At 69.5% G+C, this 13,683-nt stretch carries 17 protein-coding genes and 1 pseudogene; 10 read left to right on the top strand and 8 right to left on the bottom strand.

Annotated elements, in window-relative coordinates; genetic code table 11:
* Window positions 1–3: 3 nt before the first annotated feature.
* Complete coding sequence (gene mce / locus SAVERM_RS14850; RefSeq protein WP_037651540.1) at window positions 4–444, bottom strand: methylmalonyl-CoA epimerase; 441 nt, start codon at window positions 442–444, stop codon at window positions 4–6.
* 148 nt (window positions 445–592) lie between these two features.
* Here mce and SAVERM_RS14845 point away from each other — a divergent pair, with 148 nt between their 5' ends.
* The 3 genes and pseudogenes from SAVERM_RS14845 to SAVERM_RS14835 all read left to right on the top strand — a co-directional run bounded on the left by SAVERM_RS14845 (window position 593) and on the right by SAVERM_RS14835 (window position 4,254).
* Complete coding sequence (locus SAVERM_RS14845) at window positions 593–1,795, top strand: acetyl-CoA C-acetyltransferase (RefSeq protein ID WP_010984288.1); 1,203 nt, start codon at window positions 593–595, stop codon at window positions 1,793–1,795.
* A gap of 70 nt (window positions 1,796–1,865) precedes the next feature.
* Window positions 1,866–2,822 carry a methylmalonyl Co-A mutase-associated GTPase MeaB gene (gene meaB, locus SAVERM_RS14840; protein WP_010984287.1) on the top strand — a complete coding sequence of 319 codons (957 nt, stop codon included), beginning with the start codon at window positions 1,866–1,868 and terminating at the stop codon, window positions 2,820–2,822.
* A 182-nt stretch (window positions 2,823–3,004) separates the two neighbouring features.
* Window positions 3,005–4,254: pseudogene (locus SAVERM_RS14835) on the top strand (MFS transporter).
* A 112-nt stretch (window positions 4,255–4,366) separates the two neighbouring features.
* On the opposite strand, the gene SAVERM_RS14830 reads toward SAVERM_RS14835, so the two are convergent.
* From SAVERM_RS14830 to SAVERM_RS14815, 4 genes are all read right to left on the bottom strand, one after another.
* On the bottom strand, window positions 4,367–4,843 hold the full coding sequence (locus tag SAVERM_RS14830; protein WP_010984285.1) for a MarR family winged helix-turn-helix transcriptional regulator: 477 nt from the start codon (window positions 4,841–4,843) through the stop codon (window positions 4,367–4,369).
* 92 nt (window positions 4,844–4,935) lie between these two features.
* Entirely contained in the window at window positions 4,936–5,733 is a 798-nt protein-coding gene (locus tag SAVERM_RS14825) for an AIM24 family protein (RefSeq protein ID WP_010984284.1), read from the bottom strand.
* Window positions 5,730–6,380 carry an AIM24 family protein gene (locus SAVERM_RS14820; protein WP_037651538.1) on the bottom strand — a complete coding sequence of 217 codons (651 nt, stop codon included), beginning with the start codon at window positions 6,378–6,380 and terminating at the stop codon, window positions 5,730–5,732. Before SAVERM_RS14820 ends, SAVERM_RS14825 begins: the two co-directional genes overlap by 4 nt.
* Before the next feature lies 1 nt (window position 6,381).
* Window positions 6,382–7,014 (bottom strand): AIM24 family protein, encoded by a 633-nt coding sequence (locus tag SAVERM_RS14815; protein WP_010984282.1) that lies wholly within the window; start codon window positions 7,012–7,014, stop codon window positions 6,382–6,384.
* A 176-nt stretch (window positions 7,015–7,190) separates the two neighbouring features.
* Between SAVERM_RS14815 and SAVERM_RS14810 the strand changes: the two genes are divergently transcribed.
* The 7 genes from SAVERM_RS14810 (at window position 7,191) to SAVERM_RS14780 (ending at window position 12,434) form a co-directional block, all read left to right on the top strand.
* Window positions 7,191–7,535 (top strand): DUF3817 domain-containing protein, encoded by a 345-nt coding sequence (locus SAVERM_RS14810; RefSeq protein WP_010984281.1) that lies wholly within the window; start codon window positions 7,191–7,193, stop codon window positions 7,533–7,535.
* Window positions 7,532–7,825, top strand: coding sequence for an MTH1187 family thiamine-binding protein (locus SAVERM_RS14805; protein WP_010984280.1), 294 nt, complete (start codon window positions 7,532–7,534; stop codon window positions 7,823–7,825). The genes SAVERM_RS14810 and SAVERM_RS14805 overlap by 4 nt, the downstream gene beginning before the upstream one ends.
* A gap of 165 nt (window positions 7,826–7,990) precedes the next feature.
* Window positions 7,991–8,743: a hypothetical protein gene (locus SAVERM_RS14800; protein ID WP_010984279.1), complete on the top strand. Its 753-nt coding sequence runs from the start codon at window positions 7,991–7,993 to the stop codon at window positions 8,741–8,743.
* Window positions 8,740–9,420 (top strand): DUF4166 domain-containing protein, encoded by a 681-nt coding sequence (locus SAVERM_RS14795; RefSeq protein ID WP_010984278.1) that lies wholly within the window; start codon window positions 8,740–8,742, stop codon window positions 9,418–9,420. Before SAVERM_RS14800 ends, SAVERM_RS14795 begins: the two co-directional genes overlap by 4 nt.
* Entirely contained in the window at window positions 9,417–10,049 is a 633-nt protein-coding gene (locus SAVERM_RS14790; protein ID WP_010984277.1) for a TetR/AcrR family transcriptional regulator, read from the top strand. The genes SAVERM_RS14795 and SAVERM_RS14790 overlap by 4 nt, the downstream gene beginning before the upstream one ends.
* Window positions 10,050–10,294: 245 nt before the next feature.
* Complete coding sequence (locus SAVERM_RS14785) at window positions 10,295–11,353, top strand: right-handed parallel beta-helix repeat-containing protein (protein WP_010984276.1); 1,059 nt, start codon at window positions 10,295–10,297, stop codon at window positions 11,351–11,353.
* 46 nt (window positions 11,354–11,399) lie between these two features.
* On the top strand, window positions 11,400–12,434 hold the full coding sequence (locus tag SAVERM_RS14780; protein ID WP_042493082.1) for a methyltransferase: 1,035 nt from the start codon (window positions 11,400–11,402) through the stop codon (window positions 12,432–12,434).
* Window positions 12,435–12,528: 94 nt separating this feature from the next.
* On the opposite strand, the gene SAVERM_RS14775 is transcribed toward SAVERM_RS14780, so the two are convergent.
* The 3 genes from SAVERM_RS14775 to SAVERM_RS14765 all read right to left on the bottom strand — a co-directional run bounded on the left by SAVERM_RS14775 (window position 12,529) and on the right by SAVERM_RS14765 (window position 13,673).
* On the bottom strand, window positions 12,529–12,855 hold the full coding sequence (locus tag SAVERM_RS14775) for a TcmI family type II polyketide cyclase (RefSeq protein ID WP_010984274.1): 327 nt from the start codon (window positions 12,853–12,855) through the stop codon (window positions 12,529–12,531).
* A 79-nt stretch (window positions 12,856–12,934) separates the two neighbouring features.
* The gene (locus tag SAVERM_RS14770) at window positions 12,935–13,414 is read right to left on the bottom strand and encodes an SRPBCC family protein (RefSeq protein WP_010984273.1); all 480 of its coding nucleotides are present in this window, start codon (window positions 13,412–13,414) and stop codon (window positions 12,935–12,937) included.
* Between the two features lies 1 nt (window position 13,415).
* Window positions 13,416–13,673 carry an acyl carrier protein gene (locus tag SAVERM_RS14765; RefSeq protein ID WP_037651535.1) on the bottom strand — a complete coding sequence of 86 codons (258 nt, stop codon included), beginning with the start codon at window positions 13,671–13,673 and terminating at the stop codon, window positions 13,416–13,418.
* Window positions 13,674–13,683: the final 10 nt, after the last annotated feature.

Here is a 13,683-nt window from a genome sequence, read left to right as displayed (position 1 = left end):
GAGTCAGTGCTCAGGTGACTCAACAGCCGCCGAAGTGACCAGTTCTGTCAGTACTCCGTGGCAATCCTTTGGATGCAGGAACGTGATCCGGGACCCCATGGAGCCCCGCCGGGGCTCGTCATACAGGACGCGTACGCCCTTTTCCCTGATGTCGGCGGCGTCCGCGTCCACATCCGCCGTACCGAAAGCAATGTGGTGAACGCCCTCTCCGTTCTTCGCCAGCCACTTCCCGACGGCGGAGTCCTCGCGGGTGGGTTCCAGGAGCTGGAGGTAGGAAGCGCCCCCGTCGTCCGTGTTGTTGATCTTGAGCATGGCCTCGCGCACGCCCTGCTCTTCGTTGACCTCGGAGTGGAACACCTCGAAGCCGTATGTGGCCCGGTAGAACTCGACGGTCCTGTCGAGGTCGAAACAGGCGATCCCGATGTGGTCGATTCGCGTCAGCATGGAGTCAGTGCAGCGCTCCGGGAGGTGGTTACGCAACGTGCGCGCGATCACACTCCACGCCGGATGACGGGTGGCCTACCGCTCAGTACATTCAAGTAAACCCTCGTTCACTCCTCGGCTGTGCAGGCCGGTAAGGGGATCGCACCTCATGTCTGGAACGAACAGCACGACCTCGGTGATCGTCGCGGGTGCACGCACCCCGATGGGCCGTTTGCTCGGCTCGCTGAAGTCCTTCTCCGGAGCCGACCTCGGCGGCTTCGCGATCAAGTCCGCCCTCGACCGTGCGGGGATCGGCGGCGACCAGGTGCAGTACGTGATCATGGGCCAGGTGCTGCAGGCCGGGGCGGGGCAGATCCCGGCACGCCAGGCCGCGGTCAAGGCGGGCATTCCGATGAGCGTCCCGGCGCTCACGATCAACAAGGTGTGTCTGTCCGGGCTCGACGCGATCGCGCTCGCGGACCAGCTGATCCGCGCCGGTGAGTTCGATGTCGTCGTCGCCGGTGGTCAGGAGTCCATGACCAACGCCCCGCATCTGCTGCCGAAGTCCCGTGAGGGCTACAAGTACGGCGCGGTCCAGATGATCGACGCCATGGCGTACGACGGTCTGACGGACGCCTTCGAGAACATCGCCATGGGCGAGTCCACGGAGAAGCACAACACGCGGCTCGGGATCGGCCGCGCGGACCAGGACGCCGTGGCCGCCCTGTCGCACCAGCGGGCCGCCGCCGCGCAGAAGAACGGGATCTTCGAGGCCGAGATCACGCCCGTGGAGATTCCGCAGCGGCGCGGTGAGCCGGTGGTCTTCAGCCAGGACGAGGGCATCCGCGGCGAGACGACGGCCGAGTCGCTCGGCAAGCTGCGGCCCGCCTTCACCAAGGACGGCACGATCACGGCCGGTTCCTCCTCGCAGATCTCGGACGGTGCGGCGGCCGTGGTCGTGATGAGCAAGGCCAAGGCGCAGGAGCTCGGCCTGGAGTGGATCGCGGAGATCGGCGCCCACGGGAATGTGGCGGGACCGGACAACTCTTTGCAGTCGCAGCCGTCCAACGCGATCCAGCACGCGCTGAAGAAGGAGGGTCTCGCGGTCGACGATCTTGATCTGATCGAGATCAACGAAGCCTTCGCCGCGGTCGCGGTGCAGTCGATGAAGGACCTCGGGGTGTCCACCGAAAAGGTGAACGTCAACGGGGGCGCGATCGCCCTGGGACACCCGATCGGCATGTCCGGTGCCCGGCTCGTGCTGCACCTGGCGCTGGAGCTGAAGCGGCGGGGCGGCGGCGTGGGCGCGGCGGCGCTGTGCGGTGGCGGCGGGCAGGGTGACGCGCTGATCGTGCGGGTACCCAAGGTCTGACACGTCTGACACGTCTGCCCTTTCTGTACGACCTCTGTACGACCTCTGTACGACGCTGAACGGAGCTGTGATGCAGGACGTCTCCTCGCTGGTGGCCCAGGCCAGGGAAGGTCGGCCGCGGGCCGTGGCCCGGCTGATCTCCCTGGTGGAGGGGGCGTCCCCGCAGCTCCGGGAGGTCATGGAGGCCCTGGCGCCGCTGACGGGCAACGCCTACGTGGTGGGCCTGACGGGGTCGCCGGGCGTCGGCAAGTCGACGTCCACGTCCGCGCTGGTGACGGCGTACCGGAAGGCCGGGAAGCGGGTCGGGGTGCTGGCCGTCGACCCGTCCTCCCCGTTCTCCGGGGGCGCGCTGCTCGGGGACCGGGTCCGGATGTCGGAGCACGCGTCGGACCCGGGTGTCTACATCCGCTCGATGGCGACGCGCGGACACCTGGGCGGTCTCGCCTGGGCGGCTCCGCAGGCGATCCGGGTGCTGGACGCGGCGGGCTGTGACGTGATCCTGGTGGAGACGGTGGGCGTCGGGCAGTCGGAGGTGGAGATCGCCTCACAGGCGGACACGTCGGTGGTGCTGCTCGCCCCCGGGATGGGCGACGGCATCCAGGCGGCGAAGGCCGGAATCCTGGAGATCGGTGACGTGTACGTCGTCAACAAGGCGGACCGGGACGGCGCCGACGCGACGGCACGTGAGCTGAACCACATGCTGGGACTGGGGGAGTCGCGGGGCCCGGGGGACTGGCGCCCGCCGATCGTGAAGACGGTCGCGGCGCGTGGTGAGGGCATCGACGAGGTGGTCGAGGCGCTGGAGAAGCACCGGGCGTGGATGGAGGAGCACGGGGTCCTCACCGAGCGCCGCCTCGCCCGTGCCTCCCAGGAGATCGAGACGATCGCGGTCACGGCTCTGCGCCGGCGCATCGGCGACCTGCACGGCGACCGCCGCCTCAGCGCGCTCGCGGAGCGGATCGTGGCGGGGGAGCTGGACCCCTATCGGGCCGCGGATTCACTGGTGGAGGGCGTGACGGAGGGCTGAGGTGAGGGGCGAGAAGCTCTTCCCCTGGTCAACTCCGAGCGCCCGCTGTTAGGTTGCACCGCATGTTCCTCCTCTTGGCATAGGGCCCGCCCGGTCCCGCGACGGGCAAGCAGCAGTCCGGCTGCGGTCGTCGCGGCACCACGGCGTCCCCTTTCCGCCTCGCTGTCGAGGAACAAGTCCATATGTCTGCGTCATCTGCGCGGCCCTCGTACGCCGCGCTCCTCCGCATCCCCCACGCCCGCCGCACCTTCACGGCCGCCCTCGTCGGCCGGCTGTCGTACGGCGTCGTCTCCCTGGCCATGACGCTCACGGTGGCCCGGGGGACCGGGTCGTACGCCGTGGCCGGCACGGTCATGGCGCTGTTCGGCGCGATGAGCGTGGTCCTGTCGCCCGCCAGGGCGGCCCTGATCGACCGGTACGGCCCCCGCCGTGCCCTGATCCCCATGGCCTCGCTCTACGCCGGCCTGCTCGCGGCCTTCGCGGCGGCGGCCTGGCTGCCGGGAGCGCCGTCGGTGGCACTCGGCGCGCCGGCCGCCGCCGCGGGCGCCTGCACGCCACCTCTAGGCCCCACGATGCGTGCCGTCTGGGGCGAAGTCGTCGAGGACAAACTGCTGTTGCAGCGGGCGTACAGTCTGGACGGCGTCGCGGAGGAGATCCTCTTCGTCTCCGGGCCGCTGCTGGTCGGCGTGGTCGTCCGGTGCGCGCCGCCGGCCGCCGGGGTCGCGCTGAGCGCCCTGCTGGTGTGGGCCGGAACCCTCGCGTTCGCGCTGTCGCCCGTCGTGGCGGGCGTACGGCCGGCCGCGGCGAAGCCGGCGGCGCGCTCCGGGGGCCGGCCCCGGGGTGGGCGCGCGCTCGTGCAGCCCGTCGTCGTCGCGACGGGCGTCGGCCTGTCCCTGGGCGCCGTCGACCTCCTCGTCATGGCCTTCGCCCAGCAGCACCGTCACGGGGACGACGTGGTGGCCTGGGTGCTCGCCGCGCTGTCCCTGGGCAGCGCGCTGGGCGGCCTGCTCAACGGCGCCGTCGACTGGCGTACGTCCGCACGGGTGCGCCTGCCGTTGCAGGCCTGTGGCCTGGGCCTCGCCCTGCTCGCCGCGGGGCTGGCTCCGGCCTCGGCACCCTGGCCCTGGCCGTGGCCTGCGCCGGCTTCTTCGTCGCCCCGGCCCTCACCACGTCCTACCTGATCGCCGATGACGCGGCCCCGCCCGGCCACCGCACCCGGGCGGGCGCCTGGGTCAACACGGCGGTGAACGCCGGGAACGCGGGCGGCGCCGCGGGGGTGGGTCTGCTGGTGGGCCACGTGTCCCCGGCGCTGTGCTTCGCGGTCTCGGGGACGGTGGCCATCGCGGCCGGCCTGCTCTCGGCACGGGGCGCACGCGGGGAGACGACGCGGCGGGAAGCCCCCGGAAATGCGGCAGGAACGACCCGTGCATGACCGCTGCCCCGCACCCCGAAAGGGGGGCGGGGCAGCGGCATGTCGCGGTTCCGCGGCGGGGGCGCGACCGGCCGCCGCAGGCGGGTTCCCGGAACGCTCTCCCCGCGGAGCGCTACGGCTTGCCCCGCTGTGCGCGGAGGTGTTCGGCGACGGGCCGCAGGGTTTTGTGGAGCTCTTCCAGCGCCTCCGGCGAGACGAGGTCGATGAAGTGCCTCCGCACGGACGCCACATGATGCGGCGCCACCTTCCGCATGGTCTCCATGCCGTGCTCGGTGAGGACCGCGAACAGTCCCCGCCGGTCGGACTCGCAGTTTTCGCGGCGTACCAGGTCCGCGTTCTCCATACGGGTGATCTGGTGCGAGAGGCGGCTCTTGGACTGGAGGGTGGCGGCGGCGAGGTCGCTCATTCGCATCCGCACGCCCTCCGACTCGGAGAGATTGACCAGGATCTCGTAGTCGTTCATTGTCAGGCTGAACGGCTGCAGGTCCCTCTCGAGCTGGTACGTCAACAGCCTGTTGACCTCCAGGTGGGTGCGCCAGGCGCACTGCTCCGCATCGGTCAGCCAGCGCGTGGCCGTCTCGGTCTCCATGAATGAAGTCTACCTAAAAGGTTGAAAGGCGAACTAGTGAGGGTGGTGTGACTGTGCGCACGCGTTCGACGTCACACTCCGCAGACTACCGCTCACAGCCCGAAGCGACGCTGGAGGTCCCCCAGCTGTCCGGGAAGACGCGGTGCGCCGGCTTGCTGTCCCTGGTGACCAGGCACCCCGCCACCGCCCGGTACTCCGGGCTCCTGCGGGACCGCCCCCATGGCCTGCTCGGCCATGAGTGTCTCCGTGGACTGGAGCAGCACGGTGCCGGCCCCCACGAACTCGAACTGGTGCTCCTCCCCGGAGGCCCCGCCCAGGCCTGTCATCGCACGTAGACCGCCCATGACGCCCGTCATGTACCCGTGGTCGTAGTGATGGCACGGCGAGGGGCAGTCGGCCCAGCCGACCAGCGCCTGCGGGTCCACCCGGATCGGCGGTTCCATGAACACCACCGGACCGTTGGACGCGGCCACGAACTTGCCGGTTCCGATCAGCGTCAGAAAGCCCGGCACGATCGACTGCTTGAGCGCGAGACTTGGCTGAAAAGCGAGCAGGTTGCCGGAGCGAATGGTCAGATTGCCGTCGTCCAGGTCGTACGAATTCACATCGAAGGCCCGGTCGGCGAGCAGCATCTTGCCGGAGCCCTCCGCCACGACCCAGTCGCTCGCGTGCAGTGGCGAATGGAACGACGTACGGACGAGCCGGTCGAGCCGGCCGTGTCCGATGCCGTTGAAATCGATCGAGCCGTAGTGGGCGATCATCTTGCCCTTCTGCAGGAACCACTGGCTCCCCTTGAGCTCCACGCAGAAGGTGTACTTGTTGACGTTGTCGTCGACCGGCAGCGTCATCGGGTCGTGGATCACCGGGCCCGCGGCCCCGTACGCGCTCACAGCTTCTCCTCCGACGCCTGGACGTACACCGCACCACTGCCGCTCAGCTCCAGCTGGAACGCCTCGCCCGAGCCGCGGCCCACCATGTCGCGCCAGCCGAGCGCCGTGGACAGCTTGTTGCGTACGTCGCCGTGGTGCGCCACGTACGCCTGGGGGTCGACATGGACCGGGCGCTGCGGGGTGATCGGCACCTCGATGACCCCGCCGTGGGCCATCACGGCGACCGCGCCATGACCCTTGAGCGTGGTCGTGAACAGCCCCTGGCCCGTCACCTGGCCCCGGACCATGCCCATGACCCCGCCCTGCGAGCCCATGAACATCGTGCCCTGCTGAAGGGTGCCGTCGAAGGCGAGCAGCCGGTCCGCCTCGACGTACAAGGTGTCGCCCGTGAGGTTGATCACCTCGATGTGATGGCCGCCGTGCCCGAAGAACACCGTGCCGCTGCCCTCCACCGTCATCAGCGGAGTGGCCTCGCCCGCCATGCGGCGGCCGAGCATCGACATCACACCGCCCTGGCCGCCCTGGACGTTGGGCGTGAAGGACACCTCGCCCTTGTAGGCGAGCATCGCGCCGCGCTGACTGAACAGCCGCTGGCCCGGGGCGACGGTGGCCTCGATCATCTTGGAGTTGATCTCGCGGAAGGGCATGTCACACATCCCCCGCGATCGTGTTGCGCTCGCTGGGCTGTACGTAGACCAGCCCGTCACCCTCGAAGCGGATCTGGAAGGCCTCGCCGCCGCCCTCACCCATGAACGTGCGGAACGTCACACCGGACTGGAAGGACTGCCGCACGTTCCCCTGGTGCGCGATGTACGCCCCGGGGTCGACCGTCAGGGGGTACTGCGAGCTCACGCGCAGCACCACCGCGGGGCCGTCCGACATGATCGCCGCCTGGCCGTGCCCCTCGACGGTCGTCGTGAACAGGCCGTTGCCCTGCGACGCGCCGCGCAGGCCGGTGAAGGACGTACCCGTCCGCAGCCCGGCGTCGGTCGCGAGCAGATTGCTCGACTCGACGTACAGCTTGTCCCCCTGAAGGCTCACCAGGTTGATCTCGGAAGCCCGGTCCGCGAACCAGCAGGTCCCCTGCCCCTTCACCTCCATCAATGTCATCTGCTCGCCGGTGAGCCGCCGGGTCACCATCCCCCGGATCCCCTCACCGCCCCCGCTCAGTTTCTTGAACGCCATCTGGCCGTCGTAGGCGACCATCGACCCGTTCTTCGCCTTCACGGCGTCCCCGGTCATGTCGACGGCCAGCACCTTGCTGCCTTGAAGTCGGAACATCGCCACGGTGTGAAGGTAACCGCAGCGGGGTGCCGCCGACAGGTCCTATGTGGGGACAAGGACCGTGAGAAGGCCCTGAAGCGAGGGGCGACGGGGAGGGTGTCAGAATGGGTGCGGCCTTGTGCGCTCGTTCACAAGGTGATCACCGGTGCCCCGACGACGAAGGTTTCCTGCCCGTGGACGTCAAGACCGCAGCCGCACTCCACCGACTCAGGCTCATCTCGCTGCCCGAGGCCATCTCGTTCCCGATCCTGCTGGTCTGCTCGGTGCTGAAGCGGACGACCGAGTTCGACGCTGTCTTCCCGATGGGCCTGATCCACGGCCTGCTGTTCACCTTCTACGTGATCTTCTGGGCGGACGCCTGGAACCGCGCCAAGTGGTCCAAGAAGAAGGCCGCCGGCTACTTCCTGCTGGCGATCCCGCCCTTCGGCGGCCTTTTCGCCGAGCGCAAGCTCAAGCGCGAGGCCGAGGACGCGGTCATCGCCTCCCGCGCCCGCCGGGAAGGGACGGTGAACGCATGATCGTCGCTTTCTCCGTCACCCCCCTCGGCGTCGGCGTCGACGTGGGGGAGTACGTCGCGGACGCCGTCCGGGTCGTGCGCGAGTCGGGCCTGCCCCACCGCACCGACGCGATGTTCACGTCGGTCGAGGGCGAGTGGGACGAGGTCATGGCCGTCGTCAAGCGCGCCGTCGCCGTGGTGGAGGAGCGAGCGCCGCGTGTCTCCCTCGTCCTGAAGGCGGACATCCGCCCGGGCGTGTCGGACGGCCTCACCTCCAAGGTGGAAACGGTGGAGCGCCACCTGTCCGCATAGGCCCAGAGGCACCCCTTCTGCGCGGAACCCCGGTCCTCCTGGGCCGGGGTTCTCTTGCGCCCGACTGTTTGAGCAGTCGCTCAAACAGCTGTATCTTCAGGGCCAGGCATTTGAGCACTCGCTCAAAAGAAGCCGCGCAGTAGCCACTGACCTGGGGGATTCCGGATGGGGCTCTACATAGAGACACGCATACGACGCGACCTGGACGACCTCTGGACCCACACCCAGGACCCCGCGCGCCACCAGCGCTGGGACCTGCGGTTCACCGAGATCGACTACCTCGCGCGCGGGGAGGGCGAGCCGCAGCGCTTCCGGTACGCGACCCGCGTACTGCCGTTCCTGACGATCGCCGGAACCGGCGTGTCCGCCGGTGAGAAGGAGCGCCCGGACGGCACCCGCACCTCCGCCCTGCGCTTCGCCTCCCCGCACCCCCTCTCCCTGCTCGCCGAGGGAAGCGGCTACTGGCGCTACGTTCCCGACGGGGACGGGATCCGCTTCCTCACGGGCTACGACTACCGCCCGCGATGGGGCCTGGTCGGAGTCGCCACCGACCGCCTGCTGTTCCGCCCCCTGATGGGCTGGGCCACGGCCTGGTCCTTCGACCGCCTGCGCCTCTGGCTGGAGCGCGGCATCACACCGGAGCGGGCGCTGCGCCGCTGGGCCGCCGAACTGGCCCTGCGTGTCCTGGTGATCGCCGCGGGCTGCACGGGCTTCGGCTTCGGCCGGCTCCTCCTGCTCACCGGCCCCTTCGCGCCGATGCTCTGCTACGCGATGCCGCTGCTGGCGAGCGTGGCCGTAGCGCTGGCCCTGTTCCTGCCGCCCGCGCCCGGCACCCCGGCCGCCCGCCGCTGTCTGCGCACCCCGCCCACCCGCACGCGCGCACCCCGCCTTCTCGCCACCCTGGAGCGGCAGTCATGACGTCGATCTTCCGTACGGTGATGGGCGCGGACTTCGACCGCCTCCACCCCGAACTGCGGCGCCGCTTCTCGGTGGGCCTCACGAGCGGCGAGGCCTGCACCGGGCGGGGCGTCATGGAGCGCATCTGGCACGGCGGGCGCTTCGTGAAGCCGTTCCTGGCCCTCGGCGGCACTCGCAACATCCTGGTCCCGCGCGCGGGCCGGCGGATCCCGTTCACCATCGAGAACGTGCCGTACAAGGACACCTTCGGCCGTGAGACGGTGACGTTCGTGCGCACCTTCGACCTCCCCGGCGGCCCCCGCCGCTTCGACGCCCAGATGGTGCTGAGCCCCAAGGGCGACCGCGTCCTCGACTACCTCGGCACGCACCAGCACCTCGCCAGCGACCTGCACTTCCGCGCCGAGCCCGACGGTTCGCTGCTGATCCGCTCGGGCGAACACCGCTTCCGCGAGGGGCCGGTCGACGTCCGGGTCCCCGAACTCATCGGCGGCGAGGCTCAGGTACGCGAGTCCTTCGACGACCGGACGGGCCGCTTCCGTATCCAGGTCCGGGTCGTGAACCGGTACGTCGGCCCGCTCTTCGGCTACGAGGGGTCGTTCGAGGCCGACTACACGGACATCCGCACCTGTGGCGTGCGCCCCGGCCTGCGTCCCGTCCGCGAGGAGCGGCGGGCGTGAGCGAGACGACGAAGACGAAGCTCCTCGAAGGAGCGCTGCGGGCGCTCTCCGAGCAGGGGATCGCCAAGACGTCCGCCCGTGCGATCGCCGCGGCCGCCGGAGTCAACCAGGCGCTCGTCTTCTACCACTTCGGATCGGTGGACGAACTGCTGGCCGCGGCCTGCCGGCACGGCGCAGAGCAGGTGGTGGCGCGCTACCGGGCACGGCTGGACGAGGTCGCCACCCTGGCCGAGCTCCTCGCGCTGGGCCGCGAGCTGCACGAGCAGGAGAAGGCCGAGGGCCATGTGGCGATGCTCGGCCAGCTGCTCGCCGGCGCCCAGACGCAGCCACGCCTCGCACCCGCGACGGCGGCCGGCCTCGACCTCTGGATCGCGGAGATCGAGAAGGTGCTGACCCGCGTCCTGACCCCGACCCCGCTGGGCGAGTTCGCCGACCCGGCGGGGCTGGCGCGGGCGGTGGCGGCGTCGTTCGTGGGGATCGAGCTGTACGAGGGGGTGGACGCGGAAGGGGCCGGGGCCGCCCTCGCGGCACTGGACCAATTGGCACTCCTGCTGACGGCGTTGGAGGACCTGGGCCCGGTCGCCCAGCGCGCGGTCCGCCACACCCTGCGCCGGGCCACCCGCGGCTGACCCCGCGCACCGGCGCCGGGGCTGGAACCCTCCGGCCGCCTCACCACTCCGGCCGCTTCACCATTCCGGCCTCGGCCACCCCGGCCGAACTCGAAATAGACGAAGCCGGATTTATGGCCCCGGCCCTCCTGAACAGAGGGGTCATGACGCCCTTTCAGGCTCCGGATTGGGCCATTCGCGCCCGACGTGCAGTAAACGGGTGACCACACATGGCGGGTCGGATTGATGGACCATAACTTCGACCCATGAACAAAAAAGATTTCGCATACCTCGGTTGCGCCGCAATCGTGGTGGCGTCGGGACTGAGCTGTATCCCGGCGGCCAATGCCGCGACTGCTCATGTCGTGCATCCGGGGGAATCGATCCAGAAAGCGGTCGATGCCGCGCAGTCGGGCGACACCATTGTCATCTCGCCCGGCACCTACCATCAGAGCGTCCTCGTCACGAAGTCCGGTCTGACCATCCGCGGGGCGGGGGAGCGGACCGTGCTGATGCCGGCGGCGACCAGGGCCGCCGACAAGTGCGCGGCCGCCGGCAACGGGATCTGCGTCGAGGGCACGTCCGCCCACCCCGTCACGCGTACCAGCGTCCGCTCGCTCACGCTGACCGGCTACAAGAAGAACGGCCTGTGGGCGTCCAACACCGACAAGCTGACCGTGCGGGACGTGGCCGCAGACAAGAACAAGAACTGGGGCATCGCCATCGAGCGGTCCGTCCGGAGCGTGCTCGAGGAAAACGTCGCCCGGGGAAACGCCGAGTCGGGCGTGTTCCTCTCCAACACGGTGGACACCGAGGCCGGCGCCACGGACACGCGGGGCACCGTCGTCCGCCACAACAGGCTGGAGGGCAACCGGATCGGACTCACCGTCAGGCGTCTGCGGAATGTCACCGTCGAGGAGAACGAACTCAGCGCGAACTGCAGCGGGCTGTTCGCCGTAGGCGACGAGGGCAAGCCGCACGCCGGAGCCCTGGCCATTCGGGGCAATGGCGTCCACGAGAACAACAAATACTGCGCGAAGACGGCTCGGCTGCCCTACATCCAGGGGTCCGGAATTGTTCTCACCGGTACCGAGGACACGGTCGTGGAGTACAACGACATCCGAGACAACGTGGGCAAGTCCGTGTTCTCCGGCGGAGTGGTGCTGTACAAGAGCTTCGTCGGCACGCCGAACAAGCGCAATGTCATCCGGGACAACGTGCTGTCGGGTAATTCGACGGCCGACCTGGCCAACCGGGACACCGGCACCGGCAACAAGTTCGAGCACAACTCGTGTCAGCGCTCCGAACCCGCGGGCATGTGCTGACCGGCCGGCCCGCCTGTCTGCTCGACCAAGCGAATCGAGACGGTAAATGACCACAGTGAGTCCCGCCCCCCAGCCGGCCCCGGCCATGCAGCTGAGGGAGCTCGTCTTCGGGGCGGCGTGCGCCGCGGCCGTCCGGGCGGCGGCCAAGCTCGGCGTCGCCGACGCGCTCGGCGAGAAGCCCGCCACCGCGGAAGAACTCGCGGCCGTGCTGGGCACCGAGCCGCGGCCCCTGCTGAGGCTGCTCCGGGCCCTGTCCTGCTACGGCATCTTCGCGCAGAACGACGACGGACGGTTCGTCCACACCAGCATGTCCCGGCTGCTGCGCGAAGACGATCCGCACAGCCTTCGGTACATCTCCCTCTGGTGCACCGAACCCTGGACCTGGGACGCCTGGCCGCGGCTCGACGAGGCGGTGCGGTCGGGCGGCAGCGTCTTCCACGAGCTGTACGGCAAGGGGTTCTTCGACTACCTGCACGAGGACGCGCACGACTCCGCCCAGGTCTTCAACCAGGCCATGACCACGTCCAGCGAGCAGTCGGCGCGGGACGTCGCGGAGCTCCTCGACCTGACCGGCGTGTCGACGGTCGCCGACATCGGCGGCGGCCAGGGACATGTGCTCGCCAGCCTGCTGGAGAAGCACCCGGACATCCGGGGAACCCTGCTCGACCTGCCCCGCGTGGTGGAGAAGGCGGACCCCCGGCTGCGTGACGGCGGCCCGCTCGCCGCGCGGGCCCGGATCGTCGGCGCGGACTGCCGCGAGGAGATCCCGGTCGAGGCCGACCTGTACATCATCAAGAACATCCTGGAATGGGACGACGACAGCACCCGCAGAACCCTGCGGAACGTGATGACGAAGGCCCGCCCCGGAGCCAGGGTCGTCATCATCGAGAACCTCGTCGACGACACCCCGTCGATGAAGTTCACCACGTCCATGGACCTGATGCTGCTCCTCAACGTCGGAGGAGCCAAGCACACCAAGGAAAGCCTGGTCACCCGCATGACGGAGGCCGGTCTGACCGTCGGTGAGATCCGGCCGGTCAACGCGTACCTGCACGCGTTCGAATGCACCGTACCTGCCTGACCCGACCTGACACGTGACCCTGACACGTGACAAGGGCCCGCCCCCGGCTGATGCCGGGGGCGGGCCCTTGTCACGTGTCAGGCCTATCAGGCCCTCAGCTCTCGCGTTCCCAGCGGTAGAACTCCTGGGCCATCGCGTCCTTCGGGCTGCGCCACGTCGTCGGGTCGTACGCGCTCACGTAGGTGGAGAGCCTGTCGCTGATGTCCCGGAAGGCCGGGTGGCCGGCCACCTCGGCGATCGCGGGGCCGGGCGGCCGGTCCGCCTCCACCAGGTGCATGTACACGTCGTTGAACTGGAACAGGGTGCGGCGGGTGACGCCCACGAGGTGCGGCAGTTCGCCGCTGTCGGACTCCGCGAACACCTTCGCGATGTCCGGGGCCGAACCCGGCGCCATCCGGGCCACGATCAGGGCTTGGTGCATGGGGGAACTTCCTTTCGTCGGCGCCAAGCCGGGCGGACCGCCCGAAGGGGGCGGTCCGCGGCCGGTCCGGCGTCGGGGATCAGTCGGTGGTGACGGAAGCGGTCCTGCGCTCGCGGGCGTGCTGTTCGACCTTGTCCCGGATGAGTTCCATCTGGACGACCGAGTTGCGGTTGATGTTGTCGGTCATCCAGGCGTCGTCGACGGGAGCTTCGGGCTTCATCGCGAAGTCCTGCGTCCAGTGCATCCTGGTGCCGTCGGGGGTCTGCGAGTACACCCACCTGATGTTCATGTACTCGAAGGGGCCGGTCTCGACGCGGCGGGCCGTGACCGTCAGCTTCTCCCGGTCGGGCGTCCGTTCCGAGACCCAGCTCCAGACCTTGCCGTTCTCGTCCGGGTGCATGGTGAGGCGGAAGGTGGTCGTGCCGTTCTCCCGGCTCAGGACATCGACGGACGCGTACTCGCTGAACAGCTGCGGCCAGCTCTCGATGTCGTTGGTCATGTCCCAGACGAGGTCCAGGGGGGCGGCGATGATGATGTCGTTCTCGGTGTGTCCAGACACATCAGGCTCCAGCGACGATGTTGTTGTTGACGAGGTCGAGGAACTCGCGCGGGTTCCGGCAGCGCTCCGCGTCGGGGGGAAGCACCGCGCCGTGGCCGTTCTCCAGCTCCCCGACGATGCCCAGCAGGCCGAGCGAGTCGAGCCCGAACTCGGCGAAGCCGGAGTCGAGCCGGTCCTCCAGCTCCTTCACGTCCACCGTGACGCCGGCCGCCTTCTTCATCAGAGCGGCCAGCTCCTGGACGGTCAGTTGGTTGTCCATCTCTTTCTCC

This window comes from Streptomyces avermitilis MA-4680 = NBRC 14893, assembly GCF_000009765.2.
Classification (GTDB): domain Bacteria; phylum Actinomycetota; class Actinomycetes; order Streptomycetales; family Streptomycetaceae; genus Streptomyces; species Streptomyces avermitilis.
Note: the sequence above shows the minus strand (reverse complement) of the source record. Positions and strands in the feature narration are given on the sequence as shown.

Bases quoted from the DNA above. Each gene is read 5' to 3' on its own strand.
- SAVERM_RS14795 (WP_010984278.1), top strand. From the start codon at position 8,740: ATGACGTCGATCTTCCGTACGGTGATGGGCGCGGACTTCGACCGCCTC.
- SAVERM_RS14780 (WP_042493082.1), top strand. From the start codon at position 11,400: ATGACCACAGTGAGTCCCGCCCCCCAGCCGGCCCCGGCCATGCAGCTG.
- SAVERM_RS14765 (WP_037651535.1), bottom strand. From the start codon at position 13,673: ATGGACAACCAACTGACCGTCCAGGAGCTGGCCGCTCTGATGAAGAAG.
- SAVERM_RS14815 (WP_010984282.1), bottom strand. From the start codon at position 7,014: ATGTTCCGACTTCAAGGCAGCAAGGTGCTGGCCGTCGACATGACCGGG.
- SAVERM_RS14800 (WP_010984279.1), top strand. From the start codon at position 7,991: ATGGGGCTCTACATAGAGACACGCATACGACGCGACCTGGACGACCTC.
- SAVERM_RS14775 (WP_010984274.1), bottom strand. From the start codon at position 12,855: ATGCACCAAGCCCTGATCGTGGCCCGGATGGCGCCGGGTTCGGCCCCG.
- SAVERM_RS14805 (WP_010984280.1), top strand. From the start codon at position 7,532: ATGATCGTCGCTTTCTCCGTCACCCCCCTCGGCGTCGGCGTCGACGTG.
- SAVERM_RS14820 (WP_037651538.1), bottom strand. From the start codon at position 6,380: ATGCCCTTCCGCGAGATCAACTCCAAGATGATCGAGGCCACCGTCGCC.
- meaB (WP_010984287.1), top strand. From the start codon at position 1,866: ATGCAGGACGTCTCCTCGCTGGTGGCCCAGGCCAGGGAAGGTCGGCCG.
- SAVERM_RS14785 (WP_010984276.1), top strand. From the start codon at position 10,295: ATGAACAAAAAAGATTTCGCATACCTCGGTTGCGCCGCAATCGTGGTG.
- mce (WP_037651540.1), bottom strand. From the start codon at position 444: ATGCTGACGCGAATCGACCACATCGGGATCGCCTGTTTCGACCTCGAC.
- SAVERM_RS14830 (WP_010984285.1), bottom strand. From the start codon at position 4,843: ATGGAGACCGAGACGGCCACGCGCTGGCTGACCGATGCGGAGCAGTGC.
- SAVERM_RS14845 (WP_010984288.1), top strand. From the start codon at position 593: ATGTCTGGAACGAACAGCACGACCTCGGTGATCGTCGCGGGTGCACGC.